We start from the raw sequence: 21,965 nt of genomic DNA, 5'->3' as shown, positions 1-21,965 counted from the left end.
CCTTCCGACGATGGTGGATGGGCGGTTCATGGATGGGGTGGAACAGGATGAAACACTGCCGACGGCACTGTTCCAACGTTCCACGAGGGCCGGCAGGATAAGGCAGGAGCTGCCCCGGCGGCTCGCCTCATTCGCGCACATCAGCCCAGAGCGAGTGGCACGGCATAGCCGCCGACGACGTTGACCCGCACCGGGATGTCGCCCGAGCGTTCCAGCAGCTTGGCGAGGCGCGGGTCGCCCTGGCCGACGAAGTCGGCGATCTCGACCAGATGGACCGACGGGCCGCCGCCGCTCATCCCGGTGGCGTGGCCGGCCGGATGCCAGGTGCAGAAGCCGACCGGCGGCAGGCCGCAGGCCTCCAGCGAATCCTTCAGCCGGCCGCGGCTGAGGTCGCCGCCGATCTCGATGCTCAGCAGGGTGCGGTCGTCGCCGGTCGGCTCGTGCGGGACGGCGGCGATGGCGAGCGCGTCGCGGTTCTCGCCGCGGGCATTGCCGCGCCCGCCGAAGGGCAGACGCGCCACCACCTGCGGCCGGCCGGCGTCGGCCGACACCAGGAAGCGCCACCAGGGATCCGAATCGTCCTCGGCCGGATAGGGGACCACGGCGACGGTCGCCGTCCCCTCCGACACGGCGCGGAGCGCTGCGGCGGGAGTGTTGACGGCGGTCATCGGCACGAAGCCGCCGAAATGGTCGCGGGCGACATCCCAGAAGCCGCGGCGGTCCTCCGGCGCATAGACGGCGACGGCGAAGGGACCCTGCATGCGGGTGAAGGCGGTGATCATCTCGCGCCAGATGCGGACGACGACCTGGGCGGGGAAGGTGCCGGCATGGCGGGCCATCAGGCGGCGCAGGATCGTCGCCTCCCGCGCCGGGCGGAGGAAGACGGGCTGGGCGCCGGCTTCGGCCGCGCCATTGCCCTTGGCCGCCCCGATGCGTTCCACCACGGCGGCGCGGCGCATCAGCAGGTCATGGATCGCGTCGTCGATCTGGTCGATTTCGCGGCGCAAATCGTCGAGCGGGGTCCGGGCGGAAGCCATGGGTCAAAAAACCATCGAATGCAGAGCCGGTTAGTAGTAGTCCGCATGCGCCCTGAAATCAAAGAAAACATTGACACTCCGAAGGCCGGCTTCGTAGCTATACGCTCCCGTTCCGCCACAGCTCGCCGGCGGTCTCCGCCAAGGCGCCGCAAGGCTTCCGGCAGCGGAACGCCCGAAGGCCAAACCGCTCGCCCAAAACCGTTTGCCCAGAACAGCGTCCAAGGCAAGAAACGACATGTCCGCGCCTCCCACCGCGCAGCAGCCTCCCCTGGTCCCCGCCACGGTCGCCGACAGCTCCACCATGCCGGGCAAGCGCGTGCGTCTGGCGGGCGACCGGCCGATGCGGCTGGACAGCGGGGTGGAGATCGGCGGCTTCCAGATCGCCTACCAGACCTACGGCACGCTGAATGCCGACAAGTCCAACGCGATCTTCATCTGCCACGCCCTGACCGGCGACCATTTCGTGGTGGAGAGGCATCCGGTCACCGGCAAGCCCGGCTGGTGGGAGATGCTGGTCGGCCCCGGCAAGCCGGTGGACACCGACCGCTATTTCGTCATCTGCTCCAACGTGCTGGGCGGCTGCCTGGGCAGCACCGGGCCGAAGGATCTCGATCCCGCCACCGGCCAGCCCTATGGCCTGTCTTTCCCGGTGGTGACCATCGGCGACATGGTGCGGGCGCAGAAGCTGCTGGTCGAACATCTCGGCATTGAAAAGCTGTTCTGCGTCATCGGCGGCTCGATGGGCGGCATGCAGGTGCTGCAATGGGCGGTCGCCTATCCCGAATCGGTGTTCGCCGCGGTGCCCATCGCCACCGCCGCCCGCCATTCGGCGCAGAACATCGCCTTCCACGAGGTCGGGCGCCAGGCGATCATGGCCGACCCGGAATGGCGCGGCGGCAACTATCTGCTGGAAGGCACCAAGCCGGAGGCCGGTCTGGCCGTCGCCCGCATGGCGGCGCACATCACCTACCTGTCCGAAACGGCCCTGCACCGCAAGTTCGGCCGCAATCTGCAGGACCGCAAGGCGATCACCTACGGCTTCGACGCCGATTTCCAGGTGGAAAGCTATCTGCGCTACCAGGGGGCGGCCTTCGTCGAGCGGTTCGACGCCAACTCCTACCTCTACATCACCCGCGCGATGGATTACTTCGACCTCGCCGCCGATGCCGGGGGCACGCTGGCCAACGCCTTCCGGCCGGGGGGCAAGACCACGCCGGTGCGCTTCTGCCTTGCCAGCTTCTCCAGCGACTGGCTGTTCCCGACCTCGGAATCGCGGGCCATCGTGCATGCGCTGAACGCCGTCGCCGGGAATGTCAGCTTCGTCGAGATCGAGACCGACAAGGGCCATGACGCCTTCCTGCTGGACGAGCCGGAGTTCCATCAGGTCATCCACGGCTTCCTGGAGGGCTGCGCCGAGCATCGCGGCCTGTCCGTCCGCCGCCGCGCGCGCTGATTTGGGACTGGACGACCGACCATGGTGGACATTCGCGACGACCTGAAGCTGATCGCCGAGATGGTGGAGCCGAACAGCCGCGTGCTGGACGTCGGCTGCGGCGACGGCGCCCTGCTGGATCATCTGTCCCACACCAAGAATGTCGACGGGCGCGGCATCGAACTCAGCATGGACGGCGTGCGCCAGTGCGTGGCGCACGGCCTGTCGGTGATCCAGGGCGATGCCGAGACCGACCTGAAGGACTATCCGGCGGAAGCCTTCGATTACGTCATCCTGGGCCAGACGCTTCAGGCGATGAAGCAGCCGCGCGACGTGCTGGAGATGCTGTGCCGCATCGGCCGGCGCGCCATCGTGTCGGTGCCGAATTTCGGCTATTGGCGCGTCCGCATGCAGCTGATGCTGACCGGCCGCATGCCGGTGACGGAAAAGCTGGGCTACCAGTGGTGGGAAACCCCCAACATCCATTTCTGCACGCTGCGCGACTTCGTCGTGCTGACGGAAGAGATGGGCATCACCATCGAGCAGACGCGGATCATCAACCGCGCCGGCCGGGTGACCAGCCACGCCCATTCCGGCTTCGCCAACCTACTGGGCGAACAGGGCGTTTTCCTGCTGCGACGGAATGGCTGAGGTTTTCGGGACGGGGGACGGGAACTTTCCGCCTCCAGATGTGTTCATGATGCGTTCCCCTTCGAGAGGCACGCATCATGACGACCAAGCACACCGCCGATACCCATGACCATGCCGGCCACGAGAATCCGAAGACCGGCGAGGACCATTCCAACCGCGACAAGAACCCCGACGACTGGACCACCGGCGACGAGCCGATGACCGGGGCCCAGGCCTCGTACCTGAAGACGCTGAGCGAAGAGGCCGGTGAAGCCTTCGATGACGGCCTGACCAAGGCGGACGCGTCCAAGCGCATCGACGCGCTTCAGGACAAGACCGGCCGCGGGAAGTGAGGGGGGAAGCAACGCAATATCCCCTCTCCCCCCCGGGGAGAGGGTTAGGGTGAGGGGGGCGCGCGGCGAGGATTCTCCAACAAGTCCGGCATGTGCATCCCCCTCACCCCGACCCTCTCCCCGGGGGGGAGAGGGAGACAGGCGCGGATTCATGTCGGCAACCCAAAGGCACTCTGCGCTGTTAACCAAGGCGATACCTGAATCCGAACGGAAGGGTCGCCCTCATGCTCCGCCCCCTCATGCTTGTTCCGGCCGCGGCGCTGCTGCTGACCGGCACCGCCTTCGCCCAGACCGCGCCGGGCGTCGCCACCTCGCCGCCGCTGATGACCGCGCCGCGGCCGGACGACCAGCCGGCAACCGGACAGATCGCCTCACCGCCGGGGGTCAGCGGCGAAGCGCCGTCGCAGGAGGTGCAGAATCCCGCAGCACCGGTGACGGGCGCGCAGGGCTCGTCACCGCCGGTGGCGGCATTGCCCTCCGCCGCACTCAATCCCGAGCAGGCGCGGGCGATGGTGGGGACGGAGCTGCGCACCCGCGACGGGCAGATGGCCGGCCGCATCCTCGACTTCACCATGGACCCGAGCAGCGACCGGGTCGATCGCATCGTGGTGGCGCCGAACGAGGTGCTGGGGCTGGGCGAGAAGCTGGTGGCGCTGCCGGCCGGCACGCTCGCCAACGGTCCCGACGGGCCGATGCTGGACATCGGGCAGGCCGACCTCGACAAGGCGCCAACCTTCGCCTATGGCAGTGAACCGACGCTGACCCGGCCGGAAAGCCAGCAGCCCAAGCCGTAACCGGTCAGGCGGCCGGGCGGCGGCGGAAGATGCCGGTCAGGCAGGCGAAGAGGCACAGCCCGGCGCCCAGCCACAGCACCACGACGCTGCCGTCCGCCTTACCGATGGCGGTGAAGACCAGTCCGACCGTGGCGGCGCCCAGCGTCTGGCCGAGCAGCCGGCCGGTCGCTTGGATGCCGCTGGCGCCGCCGCTGCGCTCCTTCGGCGCGCTGCTGACCAGCACCTTGTTGTTCGGGGTCTGGAACAGGCCGAAGCCGAAGCCGGCCAGCGCCATCCGCCAGACCACGTCCAGCGTCGACGGGTCGGACGGCAGCAGCGCCATCAAAGCGAGGCCGGCGGCGAAGGCCAGCAGGCCCGCCGCCGCCAGCCGCGTCGGCTCGTAGCGGTCGGCCAGCCGGCCGGAGATCGGCGCGACCAGCGCCACCACCAGCGGCCAGGGCGTCATCAGCAGGCCGGATTCGGTCAGCGACCGGTTCAGCACATCCTCGAAGAAGAAGGGCATCGCGACGAAGACGATGTTCTGCGCGGCGAAGGAGCAGACCGAGGTCACCACCGTCAGGGCGAAGACCGGGCGGCGCAGCAGATCCACCGGCAGCAGGGGGGCCGCCTGCGACAGCTCGCGCCGCACCAGCGTCACGCCGAGCGTCAGGGCCGCCAGCAGTTCCGCCGCCACCAGCCAGTAGGGCTGGCTGCCGTCCACCCCCTTGAAGCCGACGATCAGCAGGCCGAGCATACCGGCGTTCAGCGCGGCGCTCAGCCAGTCGAAGCGGTGACCGGCCGGGTTCGACGCCGGCATCGCCCGCGCCGCCACCGCCAGCGCCGCCAGCCCCAGCGGCACATTGACGGCGAACAGCCAGGGCCAGGAGGCCACCGACAGGATCAGCGCAGCGAGGCTGGGCCCCGCCGCGGAGGACACCGCGACGATCATCGCGTTGTAGCCGACGCCGCGGCCGAGATGGGTGGACGGATAGATGTGGCGGACCAGCGCCAGATTGACGCTCATGATTCCAGCCCCGCCGATGCCCTGCACGACGCGGGCGGCGGTCAGCACCGGCAGGTTCGGCGACAGCGCACAGGCCAGCGACGCCACGGTGAAGAGTGCGAGCCCGAACCAGTAGACCTTGCGGTAGCCGATGATGTCGCCCAGCGACGCGAACGGGAACAGCGAGACGGTGACCGCCAGCTGATAGGCGTTGACGACCCAGATCGCGCTGGCGGCATCGACCGCGAACTCGCGCTGGATGGTCGGCAGGGCGATGTTGGCGACCACTCCGTCCAGCACCGCCATGATCAGCGCGACGGTCATCGCCGTCATCGCCCAATAGCGCTGCGGGATCGGCAGCCCGTCGGACGCCGTCGCCGGCGGCTTGCGGGTTGCGGATTGGGTGGGGGCGAGAGGCTGGACGGGGAGATCTGGCATGGTGGGGATCAGCATAGAGTCCGATCCACTCTGCGCGGTCGCAGCAATTTCGCATGAAAGCATTGCGGACGCGGAGCGCAGGGCTGGGTCCATGTCCGGCCGGAACCCCTCCACCTTCCTTCTGTTGGAAGAAAACGCGAGCCAACAGGAAGGAGCGCCACCATGACCAAGCACATCCCGCCCGTCCCGCCCGAGGGCCGGAGCGACAAGGGGCCCGGCGAGCCGGCGACCAGCGCCTCGCCTGACGACGGCGTCAGCAACCGCGGTGCCCCCAACACCAAGGAACAGGACCAGCAGGGCAACAGCCGGCAGAACACCACCCACCAGGGTTATCAGCAGGATCGGTGAGGCATGAGCAAGCGCAACGAGGCGACCGACCGCCACCATGGCGGCCCCGGCAGCAGCCAGCAGAACGCGGACAAGCCGGAACCGGCGGTGGAAAAGCACCCGCACCCGGGTGAACCGACCAACGGTCCCCAGTCCGGCACATCCGGCGGCGGCGGCGAACGCGACCTCCACCACACCCACGATCCGAAAACGAAGCGGTAGGTGGATCGGGTGTAAAGCCCTCTCCCGCCCCGGGAGAGGGCGCTTACCTCACGACGCCAGATCCTTCAAGATCGGGCAGTCCGGCCGCTCGTCGCCGTGGCAGGCGTCGGCAAGCTCGTGCAGCGTGTCGCGCATCGCCTGCAACTCGGCGATCTTCGCCTCCAGCTCGTCGATGTGCTGGAGCGCGATCCGCTTGACCTCCGAGCTGCAGCGAGAGCGGTCCTGCCACAGCCCGACCAGCTTCTGGATGCGCTCGATCCCGAAGCCCAGCGTGCGCGCCCGCTTGACGAAACGCAGCACATTCACGTCGCGGTCGCTGTAGACGCGATAGCCCGACGCCGTCCGCCCGGCCTCCGGGATCAGGCCGATGGATTCGTAATAGCGGATCAGCTTGGCGTTGACGCCCGACGCCCTGGCGGCGTCGCCGATGGTCATGCCGTCTCTCATCGCGAATCCCCATTCTCGGGCTCATTTTGGGGCGGCGTCCAGCCGCGCAGGGTGAGCGCGTTCACCACCACGCTGACCGAACTCAACGCCATCGCCGCTCCCGCCAGCACCGGGCTGAGGTTGCCCGACGCCGCCAGCGGGATGCCGATCACATTGTAGGCGAAGGCCCAGAACAGCCCCTGCCGGATCTTGGCATAGGTCCGGCGCGACACGTCGATGGAACCGGCGACCAGACGCGGGTCGCCGCGCATCAGGGTGACGCCGGCGCTGTGCATCGCCACGTCGGTGCCGGTCGCCATGGCGATGCCGACATCGGCGGCGGCCAGCGCCGGGGCGTCGTTGATGCCGTCGCCGACCATGCCGACAATTTTGCCCTCCCCCTTCAAGGTCGCGACCACGGCGGCCTTGTCGCCCGGCAGCACCTCGGCGAACACCCGCTCGATGCCGAGCGCCGCGGCGACGGACCGGGCGGCCCCTTGGCCGTCGCCGGTCACCATCACCGGCTCGACCCCCTGCGCCTTCAGCGAGGCGATGGCGGTTATGGCACTGTCCTTCACCGTGTCGCCGAAGGCGACGAGGCCGAGCAGGCGCGGTGCCTCGCCGACCTCGATCAGCCAGGACAGGGTGCGTCCGCTCGCCGACAGTTCCTCCGCCTGCTCGGCGAGGGCGCCCGGCTGCAAACCGGCCTCCGCCACCGCGCGGGCATTGCCGAGTTGCAGGTGGCGCCCCGCCACCGTGCCGATGACCCCGCGGCCGGCCAGCGCGCGGAAACCGCTCGCCGATCCCGGCGCCATGCCGGCGGCGGCGGCGCGGTCGCGCAGCGCATGGGCGAGCGGATGCTCGCTGCCGGCCTGGAGGGCGGCGGCAAGGCGCAGCAGGGTTTCGCCGTCGGTGCCGTCTGCCGGGATCAGGTCGGTGACGCGCGGCTTGCCTTCGGTCAGCGTGCCGGTCTTGTCGAAGGCGACGGCCGTCAGGGCATGGGCGCGCTCCAGCGCCTCGGCGTCCTTGATGAGAATGCCGTGGCGGGCGGCGACGCCGGTGCCGACCATGATCGCGGTCGGCGTCGCCAGACCCAGCGCGCAGGGGCAGGCGATGACCAGCACCGAGACGGCGGTGACGATGGCGGCCTCCAGATCGCCGCCGACGATCCACCAGCCGGCGAGCGTCAGCGCCGCCACCGCCAGAACCGCCGGGACGAACACGGCGCTGACCCGGTCGACCAGCCGCTGGATCGGCGCCTTCGACGCCTGGGCGCCCTCGACCATGCGGACGATCTGCGCCAGCATGGTTTCGGTGCCGACCGCCGTCGTTTCCACCACCAGCAGGCCGTCGCCGTTGATCGAGCCGCCGGTGACGCGGGCACCCGGCTCCTTGTCGACCGGCAGGCTCTCGCCGGTCAGCATCGATTCGTCGACGCCGCCGGAACCCTCGACCACCCGGCCGTCGACTGGCACCCGTTCGCCGGGGCGGACCACCACGTGGTCGCCGACACGGACGCGCTCCACCGGCACCTCGGTCTCGACGCCGTCGCGGCGCAGCCGGGCGGTCGCCGGGCGCAAATCCATCAGGGCGCGGATCGCCGCCGCGGTCTGGCCCTTGGCCCGCGCCTCCAGCCATTTGCCGAACAGCACGAAGGTGATCAGCACCGACGAGGCTTCGAAATACAGGTGCGGTTCGTGTCCGGGGTGGGCCGTCAGCATCAGATAGAGGCTGAGCCCCCAGGCCGCCGAGGTGCCGAGCGCCACCAGCAGATCCATGTTGCCGGCCCCCGCCCGCAGCGCGTTCCAGCCGGCGCGGTAGAAGCGGGCGCCGAGCCAGAATTGCACGACGCTGGCCAGCACCAGTTGGACCGGACCGGGCAGCATCCAGTCGGCCCCGAACAGGTCGCCGGCCATGCCGGCCAGCAGCGGCAGCGACAGCGCCGCGGCGATCAGCACATGGTGCAGCTCGCGCCGGCTGCGGTCGGCCCGCAGTTCCTCTTCCGCCTGTCCGCCGCCTTGCGCGACCGGGGCCGCGCCGTAGCCGACCTTCTCCACCGCGGCGACCAGATCGGCGATGTCGAGGCTGCCGGCGAAGGCGACGACATGGGCACGCTCGGTCGCCAGATTGACCGACGCCGAGTCAACGCCGGGTAGCCGGTTCAACGCCTTCTCCACCCGGCCGGAGCAGGAGGCGCAGGTCATGCCGGTGACCGACAGGTCGAACTCGCGCCGTTCGGCATGGAAGCCGGCGGCCTCGACGGCTTCGGCCGCGGCCCTGGCATCGGGCGGACCGGCAAAGCTCAGCCGCGCCCGCTCCGTCGCCGGATTGACCGAGACGGCGGTGACGCCCGGCACCCGGCCCAGCGCCTTCTCCACCCGGCGGACACAGGAGGCGCAGGTCATGCCCGACACGCCGAGGTCGAGATCGGCGGTCGTCGCAGGGCTGCTGTCGTGCTGGGTCGTGGTCATGCCGGTTCTCCTTCGATTCCGCTCGGCATGACGGGATATGGGGCTTCCAGCGATTGGAAGGTCAAGGGGCGGATCGCCGCAGATCGGCAACATCCCCAACAAAGGGCTCCTGAACAAATCGCCGGAGAGGGCGTTCGTCTCCTGACCGCTTCGCAATTTGCCTGAAGGGACCAGCCCCTTGACCCGCCTGACCATCGCCGAGGCGCAGAGCCGCGTTTCCCACATGCTGACCCATGACGTGGTCGAGGATCTGCGGGCCGTCGAGTATGAGACGCCGCCGCTGGCCGACGCCCCGTCCGCCACGCCGCTGAGCGAACTGCGGCGGACCGAGGTGACCTTCAGCCATGCGCCGGGCTCTCCCGACTGCCTCTATCGCATCGGCGCCTTCGGCGATTCGCTGCTGATGCGGCTTCAGCTGAATGTCCGGCGTTTCGTCGCGCTCTATCAGGTGCCGGTGACGGATCCCATCGACAGCAACACCATCGCCCCGCATTTCGAACGCTGGGCCATCGGCGCCGGCCATGCCGGCTGGACCATCGGCTGGCGCGACGGCGTCGATCCGTGGAGGCAGGACATCCGGGTGGTGGAGACCTACTGCTACGCCATGCTGCCGGAAGACTTCCTCGACGAGCCGCTGACCCAGCTCTACTGGCGCACCGACCTGTTGCAGATGACCCGCGCCTTCATGCTGGAGGCGCGGCGGATGGGCATCCGGCTGTCGGCGCCCGACACGGTGTAGCGGAGGTTGCGGGAGAGGAGGTTTTGCTTGGCGCGGCCGGGGCGGCTGTGCTCAATCGCTGGGCAAACACCCTCCGCTGAGCCCGACCGAGAGCCCATCCATGCCGCCGCTTCCCATTCCGATGCCGACCGACCTCTCCGCCCTGCTGACGGTGATGGATTTCATCGGCGTGTTCGTCTTCGGCCTCAGCGGCGGCACGCTGGCGGTGCGCAAGCGGTTGGACCTGTTCGGGGTGATGGTGCTGTCGCTGGCCGCGGCGCTGGCCGGCGGCGTGGTGCGCGACCTGCTGATCGGCGCGCTGCCGCCGGCCAGCCTGAATGACGACCGCTATCTGATGGTGGCGCTGGCCGCCGGGGTGACCGCCTTCCTGTTCCACAAGCCGATCAACCGGCTGGGCAAACCGGTGATGGTTCTGGATGCCGCCGGTCTCGGGCTGTTCACCGTCGCCGGCTGCGGCAAGGCACTGGCCTTTGGGCTGAGCCCGCTGCCGGCCGCCCTGCTGGGGGCGCTGACCGCTTGCGGCGGCGGTGCGGTGCGCGACCTGCTGGTGGCCGAGGTGCCGCGGGTGCTGCGCGAGGAAATCTACGCCATGGCCTCGCTGCTGGGGGCCGCGGTGGTGATCGCCGGCAACCGCCTGGACCTGCCGCCGGTGCCGGTCGCGGTGGTCGGCGCGCTCGCCGTGTTCACGCTGCGCGTGGTCAGCGTGCTGCGCAACTGGAGCGCGCCACGGGCGCCGGGGAGTTGAGGTAGGCCCTCTCCCGCCCCGGGAGAGGGAGGGGGCCCGCGCCGAAGGCGTGGGGAGGGTGAGGGGTGATCCGAACATGGATCCGATTCTTGGAATCCCCCTCACCCTTCCCATGCTCCGCATGGGCCCCTTCCCTCTCCCGGGACGGGAGAGGGAGCGTTGGGAACGCTTCACATCAAGCGCGCTTGCCCCAGCCCGGCATCGGGAACACCGGCTCGGCTTCCGCCGAGGCCTTGGGCAGCACCACGGTCGGGCGCAGCTTGTGGTTCTGGATGCAGGCGGAGATCAGGTTGGTGTTCTGGCCCTTGTCGTCAAAGGTGATCGCCGGACCGACCATCAGCTTGTCCGACAGGTTGGTCTGGCGGAGCGCCGCCAGCATCGCCGAGGCTTCCGCCGTGCCGGCGCGCTTGAAGGCGTCGGCGGCGATCAGGATCGCCTCGAAGGTGAAGGCGACGTTGAAGGCATAGCCTTCGAACCGGTCGTTCGGGAACTGCTTCTTGAAGGCCGCCTCGACCCGCTTGGTCATCGCCGCCTTGGGATCGTACCAGGGCAGGTTGGTGATGGCGTAGTCGGCGTACTTGCCCAGCACCTTGTAGAACTGCTCGTCATAGAGGCCGGGCGAGCCGGGGGAGACGATGCCCTTGGGCTCCCAGCGCTGCTTCACCATCTCGCGCACCATCATGATGGCGTCGTTGGCGCGGGTGGTGACGATGGCGAGTTCGGCCCCGGTGCCCTTGGCCTTCGCCACCTCGACCGCCAGATCCTGCGCCTTGGGATCGTAGGAGATCGACTCCACGATCTGGAACGGCATGTCCAGCTTGGGGAACAGCGCGTCGATGGCGGCCTTGTTCGCCATGCCGAAGGTATCGTTGGCGTGCAGGAACACGGCCGTCTTCGGCGTGGTGCCGGTGGCGGCGAACAGCTCCTTCATCAGCGACATCCCGTTCGACACCAGCATGGTGGAGGTCGGGAAGTTGCGGAAGACGGTCTTGTAGCCCTGCTCGGTCAGCTTGTCGGCGGCGGCGATGTTCATCACCAGCGGCACGCCGCGCTGCTCGCAGACCTGGGCGGCGGCGGCGGTCTGGCCGCTGTCGAAGGCGCCGACGATGACATGGGCGCCATCGTTGATCAGCTTTTCCGTGCGCGAACGGGCGACGTCGGCGTTCGATTCGGTATCGGCCGACAGCACCTCGACCTTGTAGCCGAGTTCGGACAGCACCGCAGGCGCGATGTCGGCGCCGCGCTGGCAGGCCTGACCGGCCTGGGCCAGCAGGCCGGACCGCGGCAGCAGCACGCCGACCTTCAGCGTGGTGTCCTGCGCGAAGACCGGCGCACGGCCGAAGCCGGCCAGCACGCCGCCGGCAATGGCGGCCTGCCCCAGCGTGCGGCGGGAAAGGGCGAGTCCTCCGGTGGAACGGTTCTTATGGTCGTTGGTCATGATGCTGCGGGGGCCTTTTTTGGCTGGACGCACTGCGGATCGGGTCCGCTCTGATCGACCGAAGAGTTCACCGCGTCCGCCCTCCGTGTCAAAGTGGAATCGCCGAAGTCCTTCGTTTCGCAATGGCCTTCGTTTCGCGAGGGATTGAAAGCACATGCCCGCCAGCGGCCGGACCGTCACCCTCGACGAGGCGCTCGCCATCCCCGCGAATGGCGTGAATGCGGTGCAACAGAAGAAGCCCCCTTCGCCCCCTTGAAGAGCCGGCGGCCCGGACACAGCTGAGTGGGTGAATTGTGACAAAGTCGAGAGCTGCCGCGTGTTGAGCTTGGCACGGAAACTGTGGGCTGATGCCACGTCGGGCGCTTCCTCGGCCGGGCGGACGGGACCGGCAACGGTGCCGCGCGGCATGCGCGTCTATGCGGTCGGCGACATCCATGGCCGGCTCGACCTGCTGGAGCAGATGCTGGGGCAGATCGCCCGCGATGCCGACCAGGCGCCGAACCTGCTGAAATACCTCGTCTTCCTTGGCGATTACGTCGACCGCGGCCCGGATTCGCGGCTGGTGATCGAACGGCTGGCCTGCGGGCTGCCGCCGGCCTTCGGCGCCGTGTTCCTGCGCGGCAACCACGAGGACACGATGCTGGGCTTCCTGTCGGACCTGCGCGTCGCCCCCGGCTGGCTGACCTATGGCGGCGACGCGACCCTGGAGAGCTACGGCATCCCGGCCCCTGACCCCGATGCGCCGGTGGAGCATCTGCAACAGGCGCAGCTGATGCTGAACAGCCTGCTGCCCGCCCATCACCGCGCCTTCCTGACGGGCCTGCGCAACCATCTGACCATCGGCGACTACCACTTCGTCCACGCCGGCGTCCGTCCTGGCGTCCCGCTCGACCGGCAGGAGGACCAGGACAGGCTGTGGATCCGCGAGACCTTCCTGGCGTCGCGCGCCGACCATGGCAAGATTGTCGTCCATGGCCACACCATCGCGCCGGAGCCGGAACTGCTGCCCAACCGCATCGGCATCGACACCGGCGCCTACGCCACTAACCGCCTGACCGCCCTGGTGCTGGAAGGGACGGAGCGGCGGTTCCTGTGCACGGTGTGACACAGCCTTGAGACGACAGCTTGGAAACGACGAAGGGCTCCCGGATTTCTCCGGAAGCCCTTGTCTTTATGGTCGGAGAGAGAGGATTCGAACCTCCGGCCCCTGCCTCCCGAAAGCAGTGCTCTACCAGGCTGAGCTACTCTCCGGTCCTGTCACCACCGGCCGGTCACTCTGAAGTGCGCCGTCCGTCGGTGGAGCGGGTGTATAAACGGTTCCGGCCGGCGACGCAATGCAAAGTCACAGCCCGGCCGCTGCATTTTTGCCATGCCATTTTATGGGGCCATTTTGTCGGGGCATTTCATCCGGCCGTTCCGCCCTACCGGACGGCAGCGCTGAAACGACGGCCCCGAAACGACAGCTTGGAAACGACAAAGGGCTCCCGGATTTCTCCGGAAGCCCTTGTCTTTATGGTCGGAGAGAGAGGATTCGAACCTCCGGCCCCTGCCTCCCGAAAGCAGTGCTCTACCAGGCTGAGCTACTCTCCGGTCCTGTCACCGTCGGCCAGTCACTCTTGAGTGCGCCGTCCGCCGGTGGAGGGGGTGTATAAACGGTCCGGGTCGGGGGCGCAACGCAAAAAATGCGTCATCGTCAAAAAGATCCGGACCGTCGATCCACCCGCTCCGCAGCCTCGTCAGAAATCGCGATCGATCACGAAATCAATGACTTCCAGCAGCGCCTGCTTGACCGGCCCGTCGGCGAACAGGCCCAGGCTGTCACGGGCGATGGAGCCGTAATGGCGCGCACGCTCCACCGTGTCCTTCAGGGCGTTGTGGCGGGCCATCAGCGCCTGGGCACGCTCCAGGTCGCCGTCCTTCTGGTCCAGCTCCTCCATCACCCGGCGCCAGAAGGCGCGTTCCTCGTCGTTGCCGCGGCGGAAGGCCAGCACGACCGGCAGGGTGATCTTGCCCTCGCGGAAATCGTCGCCGACCGTCTTGCCGAGCTTCGCCTGCAAGGCCGAGTAATCCAGCACATCGTCGACCAGTTGGAAGGCGATGCCGAGATTCATGCCGTAGTCGTACAGCGCCATCTCCTCCGCCTGCGGGCGGTTGGCGACGACGGCGCCGACGCGGCAGGCGGCGGCGAACAGCTCGGCGGTCTTGCCCTTGATGACTTCAAGGTAAGCCTGCTCGCTGGTCTCGGTGTCGTTGGTGGTGCGCAGTTGCAGCACCTCGCCCTCGGCAATGATGGCGGAGGCACCGGACAGGATGCGCAGCACGTCGAGCGACTGCACCTCCACCATCATCTCGAAAGCGCGGGAGAACAGGAAATCGCCGACCAGCACGCTGGCCTTGTTGCCGAACACCGCGTTGGCCGAGGCCATGCCGCGGCGCAGGTCGCTCTCGTCGACCACGTCGTCGTGCAGCAGGGTCGCGCTGTGGATGAACTCCACCACCGCGGCCAGCAGCCGGTGATGCTCGCCCTGATAGCCGCACAGGTTGGCGGCCGCCAGCGTCAGCACCGGGCGCAGGCGCTTGCCGCCGGCGGCGATCAGATAGCCCGCCAGCTGGGGAATCATCTCGACCTGCGACTGCATGCGGTCGAGGATGATCTGGTTGACGGCGCTGAGGTCCTCGGCCACCAAAGCGGTCAGGTCGTCGAGCGGGGTAGACTTGCGCCGTTTCGGCTCGAAGTTGGTCACGACCGCCAAGGTCGACTCCACGGATGATTGACGCCAGAATTTGCGCTAGGGAGCATAACGGCCTAGGCTCTTCGGTCAAGTCCGCAGGGGGCCGTTATTTCGAGACGCCCGTCCTTTCGAGAAACCATGACCGAACTGCTGCGCACCACCGATCCCGTCCGCCTGTCCTGGCTGGTCGCCCTGCTGGCCGATGCCGGGATCGAGGCCATCGTGCTGGACAGCTACACCAGCATCCTCGAAGGGTCCATCGGTGCCATCCCCCGGCGGCTGATGGTCGATACCGACGACGCCGCACAGGCCGTCCGCATCCTGCGCGAGGCCGGCGAGGCGTGACCGGCACGATCATTCCGGTTCCGGAACAAGACATCGACGCGCCCGCCGATTTCCTGCTGAACGGCCGGGTCAGGCTGCTCCAGCCCGAGGGCGGCTATCGTGCCGCCATCGATCCGGTCTTCCTCGCCGCGATCACCGCCGCCAGCGCCGGCGAGCGGGTGCTGGATGTCGGCACCGGCACCGGGGCTGCGGCACTGTGCCTCGCCGTCCGGGTGCCGGGAGCGGCGGTGGTCGGACTGGAACAGCGGGCCGACGCCTGCGCCTTCGCCCGCCGCAATGCCGCGCTCAGCGGTGTCGCGGAGCGGGTGACGGTGGTGGAGGGCGACCTGCTGGCGCCGCCGGATGCGCTCCGCGGCGCCGGATTCGACCGGGTGATGATGAACCCGCCCTATCTGAAGGCGGGGGCCGCCAGCGTCCCGCCCGACGGCTGGAAGGCCGCCGCGAATGTCGAAGGCACGGCGCAACTGGCCGACTGGGTGCGCTTCGCCGGCTGCATGCTGAAGCCGCGCGGCACCCTGACGATGGTCCATCGCGCCGACCGGATCGAGGACATCCTGCACGCGCTGCGCGGCCGGTTCGGCAGCCTGGTCCTGGTGCCGCTGTGGCCCAAGCCGGGGGTGGAGGCCAAGCGGCTGCTGCTGGTCGCCCGCAAGGGCGGCAGAGCGCCGGCCCGGCTGACCGCCGGCCTGACGGTGCACAAGGCCGAAGGCGGCTACAGCCCGGAGGCGGAGCGGGTGCTGAGGGACGCGGAAGCGCTCACGATTTAGCGGGGCCGATTTAACGGGAACTGTGCCTTTCAATCGGGAGACTACACTCCCATCTCTGCCGGCATGAGCCTGAAATCCCTCCTCGCCAAACTCCCCTTCGGCCCCTGGCGCAAGGCCGGGCCGCTGGTGTCCGTCGTCCGCCTGACCGGGGTCATCGGCCAGGGCGGTCCGCTCCGCTCCGGCCTGACGCTGGCCGGCGTCGCCCCGCTGCTGGAGCGCGCCTTCGCGCCCAAGGACCAGAAGGCGGTGGCGCTGATCGTCAACTCGCCGGGCGGGTCGCCGGTGCAGTCGGCATTGATCGCCAAGCGGATCCGCGATCTGGCGGAAGAGAAGAAACTGCCGGTCTTCGCCTTCTGCGAGGATGCCGCGGCCTCGGGCGGCTACTGGCTGGCCTGCGCGGCGGACGAGATCTGGGCCGATGAAAGCTCCATCGTCGGCTCCATCGGCGTGGTGTCGTCCGGCTTCGGGCTGCATGGGCTGATCGAGCGCCACGGTATCGAACGGCGCCTCTACACCGCCGGCGACAAGAAGGTGCTGCTCGACCCCTTCTCGCCGGAGCGGGAGGATGGCGTTGCCCATCTGAAGGCGCTCCAGGCCGACGTGCACGAGGCGTTCAAGGCGATGGTGCGGACCCGCCGCGGCAGCCGGCTGACCGGTCCGGAGGAGGAGCTGTTCTCCGGCGCCTTCTGGGCCGGGCGGCGGGCGCTGGCGCTCGGGCTGATCGACGGGCTGGGCGACCTCCGCTCGGTCATGCGTGGGCGCTTCGGCGAGAAGGTCCGGCTGCGCGTGGTGCAGCAGGAGGGCGGCATGCTGCGGCGGCTGAGGCTGCGCGCCGGATACGGCAACGCCCCGGCCTTGGAAGCCGGGGCGCATGAGGCCTTCGCCGATGCCCTGGTCGCGGCCGCCCGCACCTCTCTCGACGAGTGGGCGGCCTGGGCGAAGCTGGGGCGTTGAGGAGAAGCCGCCGTCAGCGCTCGGCGGTGACCGGTGCCGCCTGAAGCCCGTAATCGTCGGCTTGGATGAAGGCCGCGCGCAGCGGCTTCAGGACGAACAATGCCAGCACCGCGGCGACCAGATTGAAGCTGGCGGCGATGTAGAACACGGCGTGCCACCCGAAATGGCTGGCGATGATGCTGCTGAGCGGGACCAGCAGCGCCGCCGTGCCCTTGGCGGTGTAGAGCATGCCGGCGTTGGTCGCCGCGAACTTCGAGCCGAAGGTGTCGCCGGCGGTGGCCGGGAACAGGCTGTAGATCTCGCCGAAGACGCAGAAGAACATCGCGGTGAAGATCACGAACATCACCGGGTTGCGGCCGAGCTGCGTCACCAGGATGATGGCGAGCGCCGCGATGCCGAAGGCGATGAACATGGTGTTCTCGCGGCCGATGCGGTCGGACACCCAGCCGAAGAAGGGCCGGCCGGCGCCGTCGAGGATGCGGTCGATGGAGATCGCCAGCGTCAGCGCCGGCAGGACGAGGCCGAACATGTTGATCGGCGAATCGGCGACGTGGAAGTCGTGGGCGATGGGCGCGATCTGGGCCGCCGCCATCAGGCCGCCGGAAGCCACCATCACGAACATGACGTAGAGCAGCCAGAAGACCGGGGTGCGGATGACGCGGGACGGCGGGTGGTCGATTTTGGTCTGGGCAAGCCCGCTCTTGCGCACCGGGCCGCTCGACTTCGGCGCCTTGCGCAGGAAGAAGGACAGCACGAAGATCACCACGCCCTGCCCGATGCCGAAGACCAGGAAGGCCTGCTCGTAGCCTTGGGAGGCGATCATGTTGGCGATGGGGATGACCGTGGCGCCCGCACCGGCGCCGAAGCCGGCGGCGGTGACGCCCGCGGCGAGGCCGCGCTGCTGCGGGAACCACTTCAGCGCGTTGCCGACGCAGGTGCCATAGACGCAGCCGGCGCCGATGCCGGAGATCACCGCCGCGGTGTAGAGCATCGGCAGCGAGGTGGCCTGGCTGTCGATCACCCAGGAGCCGCCGACCAGCAGGCTGCCGATCAGCACCACCACCTGCGGGCCGTAGCGGTCGACGAACCAGCCCTCGACCGGAACCAGCCAGGTTTCGGTGAAGACGAAGATGGAAAAGGCGATCTGGATCGCTGCGCGTCCCCAGCCATGCTTGGCATCGATGGGATCGACGAACAGCGTCCAGCCATATTGCAGGTTCGCGATCATCGCCATGCACAGCAGGCCGACGCTGAGCTGGAACCATTTGTTGTGCAGAAGACCGCGGTCTTCGGTCGTCTCTGTGGTCATGCCCCAAAGTCCCGTTGAGCGTGGGAGCGCAGGATCGGCGGGGTGTGGCTGTCCGCTGTGGCGGGCCACCCGTATCGCACCGCGTCGAGCGCCGTTCGGACATGACTGTGCGCCTCAACAATCCGTATTCCAAATACCGGATACCGAATGCGTTATTCTTTTCCACATCGTGGAATGCGTTGAAAAGTCTCGCTTTTTTACGCTGGCAGGCATGCACGGATTGCTTGCCTTGCGAACAGAACTGTCAAGGCAGAGCCATGCAGCGCACACATATTTGAAATACGGTATCTGGTATACAGAATATCTTGTTGCGGTGCGGGGACGGGCGCATGATCCGCTCATGTTCAACGGCGCTGACGAGCCGCGCCGCAGCCAGGGGAAATCGCATGATGTCCAGCATCCTGACCCGCCTGTTCGCCGGTTCCGCCACTCTGGCCCCCGCCGGCTTCGCCCCTGCGAGAGTCGACCTCCCCGCTTCGTTCCCGCACATCGCCCTACCGGATCTGTTCGCCGGTTTCCGCACCCGCCATGGCGGCGGCAAGCGTAAGCCGGAGTCGCCGGACGTCGCGCTGTCCTGGGCCGAGTTCGGCCGGGGTTTCTGAAGAGGGTTCTTCCGAACGCGGCCCGGATCAGGCCGCGGAGTTCTGGGTCAGCAGGGTGGTCAGCCAGCGGAAATTGGCCCCGTTGCCGGTCTGGATGGCGCTTTCCACCACCTGCATCGCGGTTGCGGGGTCCTGCGGGTCGGGCACCGGGGATGAGGCGGCCATGCCGGCCCCGCCCTGCCCGTCTTCCTGCGCGAACAGGGTGACGGCACCGACGCCGAGGCGCACGGAGGGTTGGGCGTTCGCCACCACTCCCGTGCCGCCGGCACCGGAGGCGTCGCCCTCCCCGACCCCGTTCAGCGTTTCCAGCATCGCCGCGAACTGGCCGGCCAGCGCGCCGGCCTGCCTGGACGCAGGAGTCCCTTTGCGCTCCAGGACGTCTTCCGCCCTGATGCGCATGGCTTGCGTGGCCTCGCTGTTGGCCATCATCGACATGGGACGATCCCCGGCGGTTTGTGGCGAACCGCAGGGATATACGCAAAAATCACGCCATCAACACAACCGGCGATTCACAAGGGCCGGACCGCTCCTGCGACGATTTGACCGGCAAAAATTTCCCAGCCGCCCGGCAGAAGATTCCCAGCCGCCCGGCAAGGCTTGCCGGGCCAGGGCTGGTCTGGCGGCTCCCTCAGTCGCGGAAGTTCTGGTACTGCAAGGGCTGCTCGATGCCCATCCGCTTGACCACGGCGATGGCGTCCTGCAGATCGTCGCGCTTCTTGCCCGTCACCCGCAGCTCGTCGCCCTGGATCGAGACCTGGACCTTCATCTTGCTGTCCTTGATCCCTTTGACGATGGTCTTCGCCAGATCCTGCGCGATCCCCTGCTTGATCGTCACGGTGTGGCGCAGGGCATCGCCCGCGGCGCGCTGCGGCTGTGCGGTGAAATCCAGCGCCGCGGCGTCGAGCTTGCGGCGGGTCACATAGACGCGCAGCAGCTCCTGCATCTGCGCCAGCTTCGGCGCGTCGTCAGCCAGCAGAACGATCTCGTTCTCGGTCCGCTCCACCGTGCATTTGGAGCCCTTGAAGTCGAACCGGGTTTCGATCTCGCGGCGGACACCGGCGAGGGCGTTGTCGATCTCGTGGACGTCCGTCTCGGACACGATGTCGAACGACGGCATGGCGGCACTCTCCCTGATAGGACTGCGAAACGAATCGGGCCAACCGTAAAGAAGACGGCCGCCGCACTCAACAGCCGCCTTCCGAACGATCGCCACTCCGGTCAGTCCATCTGTTCGGCGTAGTGGCAGGCGACCAGCCGTTCGTCCACGGCGCGCAGCGGCGGAACCTCCGCCGAGCAGCGCTCGGTGGCGAAGGGGCAGCGCTTGTGGAAGGAGCAACCGGGCGGCGGGTTCAACGGCGACGGCAGTTCGCCCTTCGGCACCACCCGGTCCATCCGCAGATCCGGGTTCACCCGCGGCGTCGCCGCCAGCAGGATGCGGGTGTAGGGGTGGCGCGGACGGCTGAACACCACGTCCTTGGCGCCATGCTCCACCGGCTTGCCCAGATACATCACCATCAGCGAATCGGCGATGTGGCGAACCACGCTGAGATCGTGGGAGATGAACAGGTAGGCGAGGTTCAGCTCTTCCTGCAAATCCATCATCAGGTTCAGCACCTGCGCCTGGATCGACACGTCGAGCGCCGACACCGGCTCGTCCGCGACGACGACGCGCGGGCTCAGCATCAGGGCGCGGGCGATGGCGATGCGCTGGCGCTGGCCGCCGGAGAACATGTGCGGATAGCGGTCGACCTGATCCGGGCGCAGGCCCACCTTCCCCATCATGGCGACCGCGCGGTCGCGCCGCTCGTGCTTGTCCATGGCGGTGTTGATGACCAGCGGCTCGGTCAGGATGGAGCCGACCGTCTTGCGCGGGTTCAGCGAGCCGTAGGGATTCTGGAAGACCATCTGCACCGTGCGGCGCAGCTCCTTCATCTCAGCGGCACTGCGCCCGACGACCTCGCGGCCGTCATAGAGCAGCTCGCCCGAGCTGGGCGGCTCGATCATGGTGACGGAGCGGGCCAGCGTCGACTTGCCGCAGCCGGATTCGCCGACCACCGCCAGCGTCTTGCCGGCCTGGAGGCGGAAGGACACGCCGTCCAGCGCCTTCACCGTCGCCATCGGCTTGAAGGCGCCGCGCTTGACCGCATAGTGCTTGCGCAGGTCGCGGGCTTCCAGCACGACCGAATTGCCGGCCGAGGCCTCGAAGATATGGGGTTCGGTCTCGATGCTCATCACAGCGCCTCCCCGGCGGCGGGATGGCCGTCCGGCAGCGGGTAGAAACAGCGCGCGCGCCCGTCGTCCACATCGAACAGCGCCGGGCGTTCGGCACGGCAGCGCGCGTCGGCGAAGCGGCAGCGCGGGCTGAACAGGCAGCCGGCCGGCCGGTCGGCGATTCCCGGCACCATGCCGGGAATCGTCGGCAGCCGGCGCTTGCCGAGCGCCCGCTCCGGCAGCGCGTCGAGCAGGGCGCCGGTGTAGGGGTGGCGCGGCCGTTCGAACAGGGACTGGACGGGCCTCGTTTCCGCCACCTGGCCGGCATACATGACGACGACGCGCTGCGCCGTCTCCGCCACCACGCCCATGTCGTGGGTGATCAGGATCAGCGCCATGCCGCGCTCGCGCTGCAACTGGACCAGCAGGTCGAGGATCTGCTTCTGGATGGTGACGTCCAGCGCCGTCGTCGGCTCGTCCGCCACCAGCAGGCGCGGGTTGCAGGCGATGGCGATGGCGATCATCACGCGCTGGTTCATGCCGCCCGACAGCTGGTGCGGGAAGGCGGACAGGCGGGTTTCCGGCGCAGGGATGCCGACCTGCTCCAGAAGCGCGATGGCGCGGTTGCGCAGCGCCTTGCCGGACAGCCCCTCATGCACGCGCAGGGTCTCCATGATCTGGAAACCGACGGTGAAGCAGGGGTTCAGGCTGGTCATCGGCTCCTGGAAGACCATGGCGACGTCCTTGCCGGTGATCTTCCGGCGCTGGGCGGCGGGCATGGTCAGCAGATCCCGGCCACCGAACATCATTCGGTCGGCGACGACGCGGCCGTTGGAGCCGAGAAGCCCCATCACCGCCAGCGAGGTGACGGACTTGCCGGAGCCGGATTCGCCGACGATGCCGACGACCTCGCCTTCGTCCACGGTCAGGTCGATGCCATCCACCGCGCGGAAGGTGCCGGCGCGGGTGGTGAACTCGACCGACAGGTTCTTGATGTCGAGAAGAGGCATG

Annotated in this window: 24 protein-coding genes and 2 tRNA genes; 13 read left to right on the top strand and 13 right to left on the bottom strand. The window is 68.4% G+C overall.

All coding sequences use genetic code 11. The features are described from left to right. Positions 1-140 precede the first annotated feature (140 nt). The gene (gene pheA, locus ABNQ39_RS23220; RefSeq protein WP_376960945.1) at positions 141-1,037 is read right to left on the bottom strand and encodes a chorismate mutase; all 897 of its coding nucleotides are present in this window, start codon (positions 1,035-1,037) and stop codon (positions 141-143) included. Between the two features lie 235 nt (positions 1,038-1,272). On the opposite strand from pheA, the gene metX reads away from it, so the two are divergent. The 4 genes from metX (at position 1,273) to ABNQ39_RS23200 (ending at position 4,246) form a co-directional block, all read left to right on the top strand. Beyond that, positions 1,273-2,490, top strand: a complete 1,218-nt coding sequence (metX, locus tag ABNQ39_RS23215) for a homoserine O-acetyltransferase MetX (protein ID WP_376960943.1) — start codon at positions 1,273-1,275, stop codon at positions 2,488-2,490. Between the two features lie 21 nt (positions 2,491-2,511). Continuing rightward, positions 2,512-3,120 carry a methionine biosynthesis protein MetW gene (gene metW, locus ABNQ39_RS23210; protein ID WP_376960941.1) on the top strand — a complete coding sequence of 203 codons (609 nt, stop codon included), beginning with the start codon at positions 2,512-2,514 and terminating at the stop codon, positions 3,118-3,120. A 77-nt stretch (positions 3,121-3,197) separates the two neighbouring features. Beyond that, positions 3,198-3,452 (top strand): DUF3072 domain-containing protein, encoded by a 255-nt coding sequence (locus ABNQ39_RS23205; RefSeq protein WP_376960939.1) that lies wholly within the window; start codon positions 3,198-3,200, stop codon positions 3,450-3,452. A 224-nt stretch (positions 3,453-3,676) separates the two neighbouring features. Further along, on the top strand, positions 3,677-4,246 hold the full coding sequence (locus tag ABNQ39_RS23200; protein WP_376960937.1) for a PRC-barrel domain-containing protein: 570 nt from the start codon (positions 3,677-3,679) through the stop codon (positions 4,244-4,246). A gap of 4 nt (positions 4,247-4,250) precedes the next feature. Here ABNQ39_RS23200 and ABNQ39_RS23195 read toward each other — a convergent pair whose 3' ends face one another. Continuing rightward, entirely contained in the window at positions 4,251-5,666 is a 1,416-nt protein-coding gene (locus ABNQ39_RS23195) for an MFS transporter (RefSeq protein ID WP_376960935.1), read from the bottom strand. A 162-nt stretch (positions 5,667-5,828) separates the two neighbouring features. On the opposite strand from ABNQ39_RS23195, the gene ABNQ39_RS23190 reads away from it, so the two are divergent. After that, the gene (locus ABNQ39_RS23190; RefSeq protein ID WP_376960933.1) at positions 5,829-6,014 is read left to right on the top strand and encodes a hypothetical protein; all 186 of its coding nucleotides are present in this window, start codon (positions 5,829-5,831) and stop codon (positions 6,012-6,014) included. A gap of 3 nt (positions 6,015-6,017) precedes the next feature. Next, a complete protein-coding gene (locus tag ABNQ39_RS23185; RefSeq protein WP_376960931.1) occupies positions 6,018-6,215 on the top strand; it encodes a hypothetical protein in 198 nt (65 codons plus the stop codon). A gap of 48 nt (positions 6,216-6,263) precedes the next feature. Here ABNQ39_RS23185 and cueR read toward each other — a convergent pair whose 3' ends face one another. Then, positions 6,264-6,650: a Cu(I)-responsive transcriptional regulator gene (cueR, locus tag ABNQ39_RS23180; protein WP_376960929.1), complete on the bottom strand. Its 387-nt coding sequence runs from the start codon at positions 6,648-6,650 to the stop codon at positions 6,264-6,266. Between the two features lie 8 nt (positions 6,651-6,658). Then, positions 6,659-9,112, bottom strand: coding sequence for a heavy metal translocating P-type ATPase (locus ABNQ39_RS23175; RefSeq protein WP_376960927.1), 2,454 nt, complete (start codon positions 9,110-9,112; stop codon positions 6,659-6,661). Between the two features lie 178 nt (positions 9,113-9,290). Here ABNQ39_RS23175 and ABNQ39_RS23170 point away from each other — a divergent pair, with 178 nt between their 5' ends. Further along, positions 9,291-9,851, top strand: coding sequence for a hypothetical protein (locus ABNQ39_RS23170; RefSeq protein WP_376960925.1), 561 nt, complete (start codon positions 9,291-9,293; stop codon positions 9,849-9,851). Positions 9,852-9,951: 100 nt separating this feature from the next. Continuing rightward, positions 9,952-10,596: a trimeric intracellular cation channel family protein gene (locus tag ABNQ39_RS23165; RefSeq protein ID WP_376960923.1), complete on the top strand. Its 645-nt coding sequence runs from the start codon at positions 9,952-9,954 to the stop codon at positions 10,594-10,596. Between the two features lie 175 nt (positions 10,597-10,771). On the opposite strand, the gene ABNQ39_RS23160 is transcribed toward ABNQ39_RS23165, so the two are convergent. Further along, on the bottom strand, positions 10,772-12,034 hold the full coding sequence (locus tag ABNQ39_RS23160) for an ABC transporter substrate-binding protein (protein ID WP_376960921.1): 1,263 nt from the start codon (positions 12,032-12,034) through the stop codon (positions 10,772-10,774). A gap of 316 nt (positions 12,035-12,350) precedes the next feature. Here ABNQ39_RS23160 and ABNQ39_RS23155 point away from each other — a divergent pair, with 316 nt between their 5' ends. Then, positions 12,351-13,139 (top strand): metallophosphoesterase family protein, encoded by a 789-nt coding sequence (locus ABNQ39_RS23155; protein WP_376960919.1) that lies wholly within the window; start codon positions 12,351-12,353, stop codon positions 13,137-13,139. A 69-nt stretch (positions 13,140-13,208) separates the two neighbouring features. Here the strand turns inward: ABNQ39_RS23155 and ABNQ39_RS23150 are convergent. From ABNQ39_RS23150 to ABNQ39_RS23140, 3 genes are all read right to left on the bottom strand, one after another. Continuing rightward, a tRNA-Pro gene (locus ABNQ39_RS23150) sits at positions 13,209-13,285 on the bottom strand. A gap of 262 nt (positions 13,286-13,547) precedes the next feature. After that, positions 13,548-13,624, bottom strand: a tRNA-Pro gene (locus ABNQ39_RS23145). A gap of 146 nt (positions 13,625-13,770) precedes the next feature. Then, positions 13,771-14,787, bottom strand: coding sequence for a polyprenyl synthetase family protein (locus ABNQ39_RS23140; RefSeq protein ID WP_109490959.1), 1,017 nt, complete (start codon positions 14,785-14,787; stop codon positions 13,771-13,773). Positions 14,788-14,904: 117 nt separating this feature from the next. Here ABNQ39_RS23140 and ABNQ39_RS23135 point away from each other — a divergent pair, with 117 nt between their 5' ends. The 3 genes from ABNQ39_RS23135 to ABNQ39_RS23125 all read left to right on the top strand — a co-directional run bounded on the left by ABNQ39_RS23135 (position 14,905) and on the right by ABNQ39_RS23125 (position 16,832). Beyond that, the gene (locus ABNQ39_RS23135) at positions 14,905-15,111 is read left to right on the top strand and encodes a putative signal transducing protein (protein ID WP_109449728.1); all 207 of its coding nucleotides are present in this window, start codon (positions 14,905-14,907) and stop codon (positions 15,109-15,111) included. After that, on the top strand, positions 15,108-15,878 hold the full coding sequence (locus ABNQ39_RS23130; RefSeq protein WP_376960916.1) for a tRNA1(Val) (adenine(37)-N6)-methyltransferase: 771 nt from the start codon (positions 15,108-15,110) through the stop codon (positions 15,876-15,878). The genes ABNQ39_RS23135 and ABNQ39_RS23130 overlap by 4 nt, the downstream gene beginning before the upstream one ends. A gap of 63 nt (positions 15,879-15,941) precedes the next feature. Beyond that, on the top strand, positions 15,942-16,832 hold the full coding sequence (locus ABNQ39_RS23125; RefSeq protein ID WP_376960914.1) for a S49 family peptidase: 891 nt from the start codon (positions 15,942-15,944) through the stop codon (positions 16,830-16,832). Between the two features lie 13 nt (positions 16,833-16,845). Here the strand turns inward: ABNQ39_RS23125 and oxlT are convergent, their stop codons facing one another. Continuing rightward, positions 16,846-18,141: an oxalate/formate MFS antiporter gene (oxlT, locus tag ABNQ39_RS23120; protein ID WP_376960912.1), complete on the bottom strand. Its 1,296-nt coding sequence runs from the start codon at positions 18,139-18,141 to the stop codon at positions 16,846-16,848. A gap of 386 nt (positions 18,142-18,527) precedes the next feature. Between oxlT and ABNQ39_RS23115 the strand changes: the two genes are divergently transcribed. Continuing rightward, complete coding sequence (locus ABNQ39_RS23115; RefSeq protein ID WP_376960910.1) at positions 18,528-18,743, top strand: hypothetical protein; 216 nt, start codon at positions 18,528-18,530, stop codon at positions 18,741-18,743. Positions 18,744-18,770: 27 nt separating this feature from the next. Here ABNQ39_RS23115 and ABNQ39_RS23110 read toward each other — a convergent pair whose 3' ends face one another. The 4 genes from ABNQ39_RS23110 to ABNQ39_RS23095 all read right to left on the bottom strand — a co-directional run bounded on the left by ABNQ39_RS23110 (position 18,771) and on the right by ABNQ39_RS23095 (position 21,964). Then, positions 18,771-19,178, bottom strand: a complete 408-nt coding sequence (locus tag ABNQ39_RS23110) for a hypothetical protein (protein ID WP_376960908.1) — start codon at positions 19,176-19,178, stop codon at positions 18,771-18,773. 193 nt (positions 19,179-19,371) lie between these two features. Next, positions 19,372-19,860 carry a YajQ family cyclic di-GMP-binding protein gene (locus ABNQ39_RS23105; RefSeq protein ID WP_098737515.1) on the bottom strand — a complete coding sequence of 163 codons (489 nt, stop codon included), beginning with the start codon at positions 19,858-19,860 and terminating at the stop codon, positions 19,372-19,374. Positions 19,861-19,961: 101 nt separating this feature from the next. Next, entirely contained in the window at positions 19,962-20,975 is a 1,014-nt protein-coding gene (locus tag ABNQ39_RS23100) for a peptide ABC transporter ATP-binding protein (protein ID WP_376960905.1), read from the bottom strand. Continuing rightward, on the bottom strand, positions 20,975-21,964 hold the full coding sequence (locus tag ABNQ39_RS23095) for an ABC transporter ATP-binding protein (RefSeq protein WP_098737512.1): 990 nt from the start codon (positions 21,962-21,964) through the stop codon (positions 20,975-20,977). Before ABNQ39_RS23095 ends, ABNQ39_RS23100 begins: the two co-directional genes overlap by 1 nt. Between the last annotated feature and the right edge of the window lies 1 nt (position 21,965).

This window comes from Azospirillum sp. A26 (genome assembly GCF_042604635.1).
Classification (GTDB): domain Bacteria; phylum Pseudomonadota; class Alphaproteobacteria; order Azospirillales; family Azospirillaceae; genus Azospirillum; species Azospirillum palustre.
Note: the sequence above shows the minus strand (reverse complement) of the source record. Positions and strands in the feature narration are given on the sequence as shown.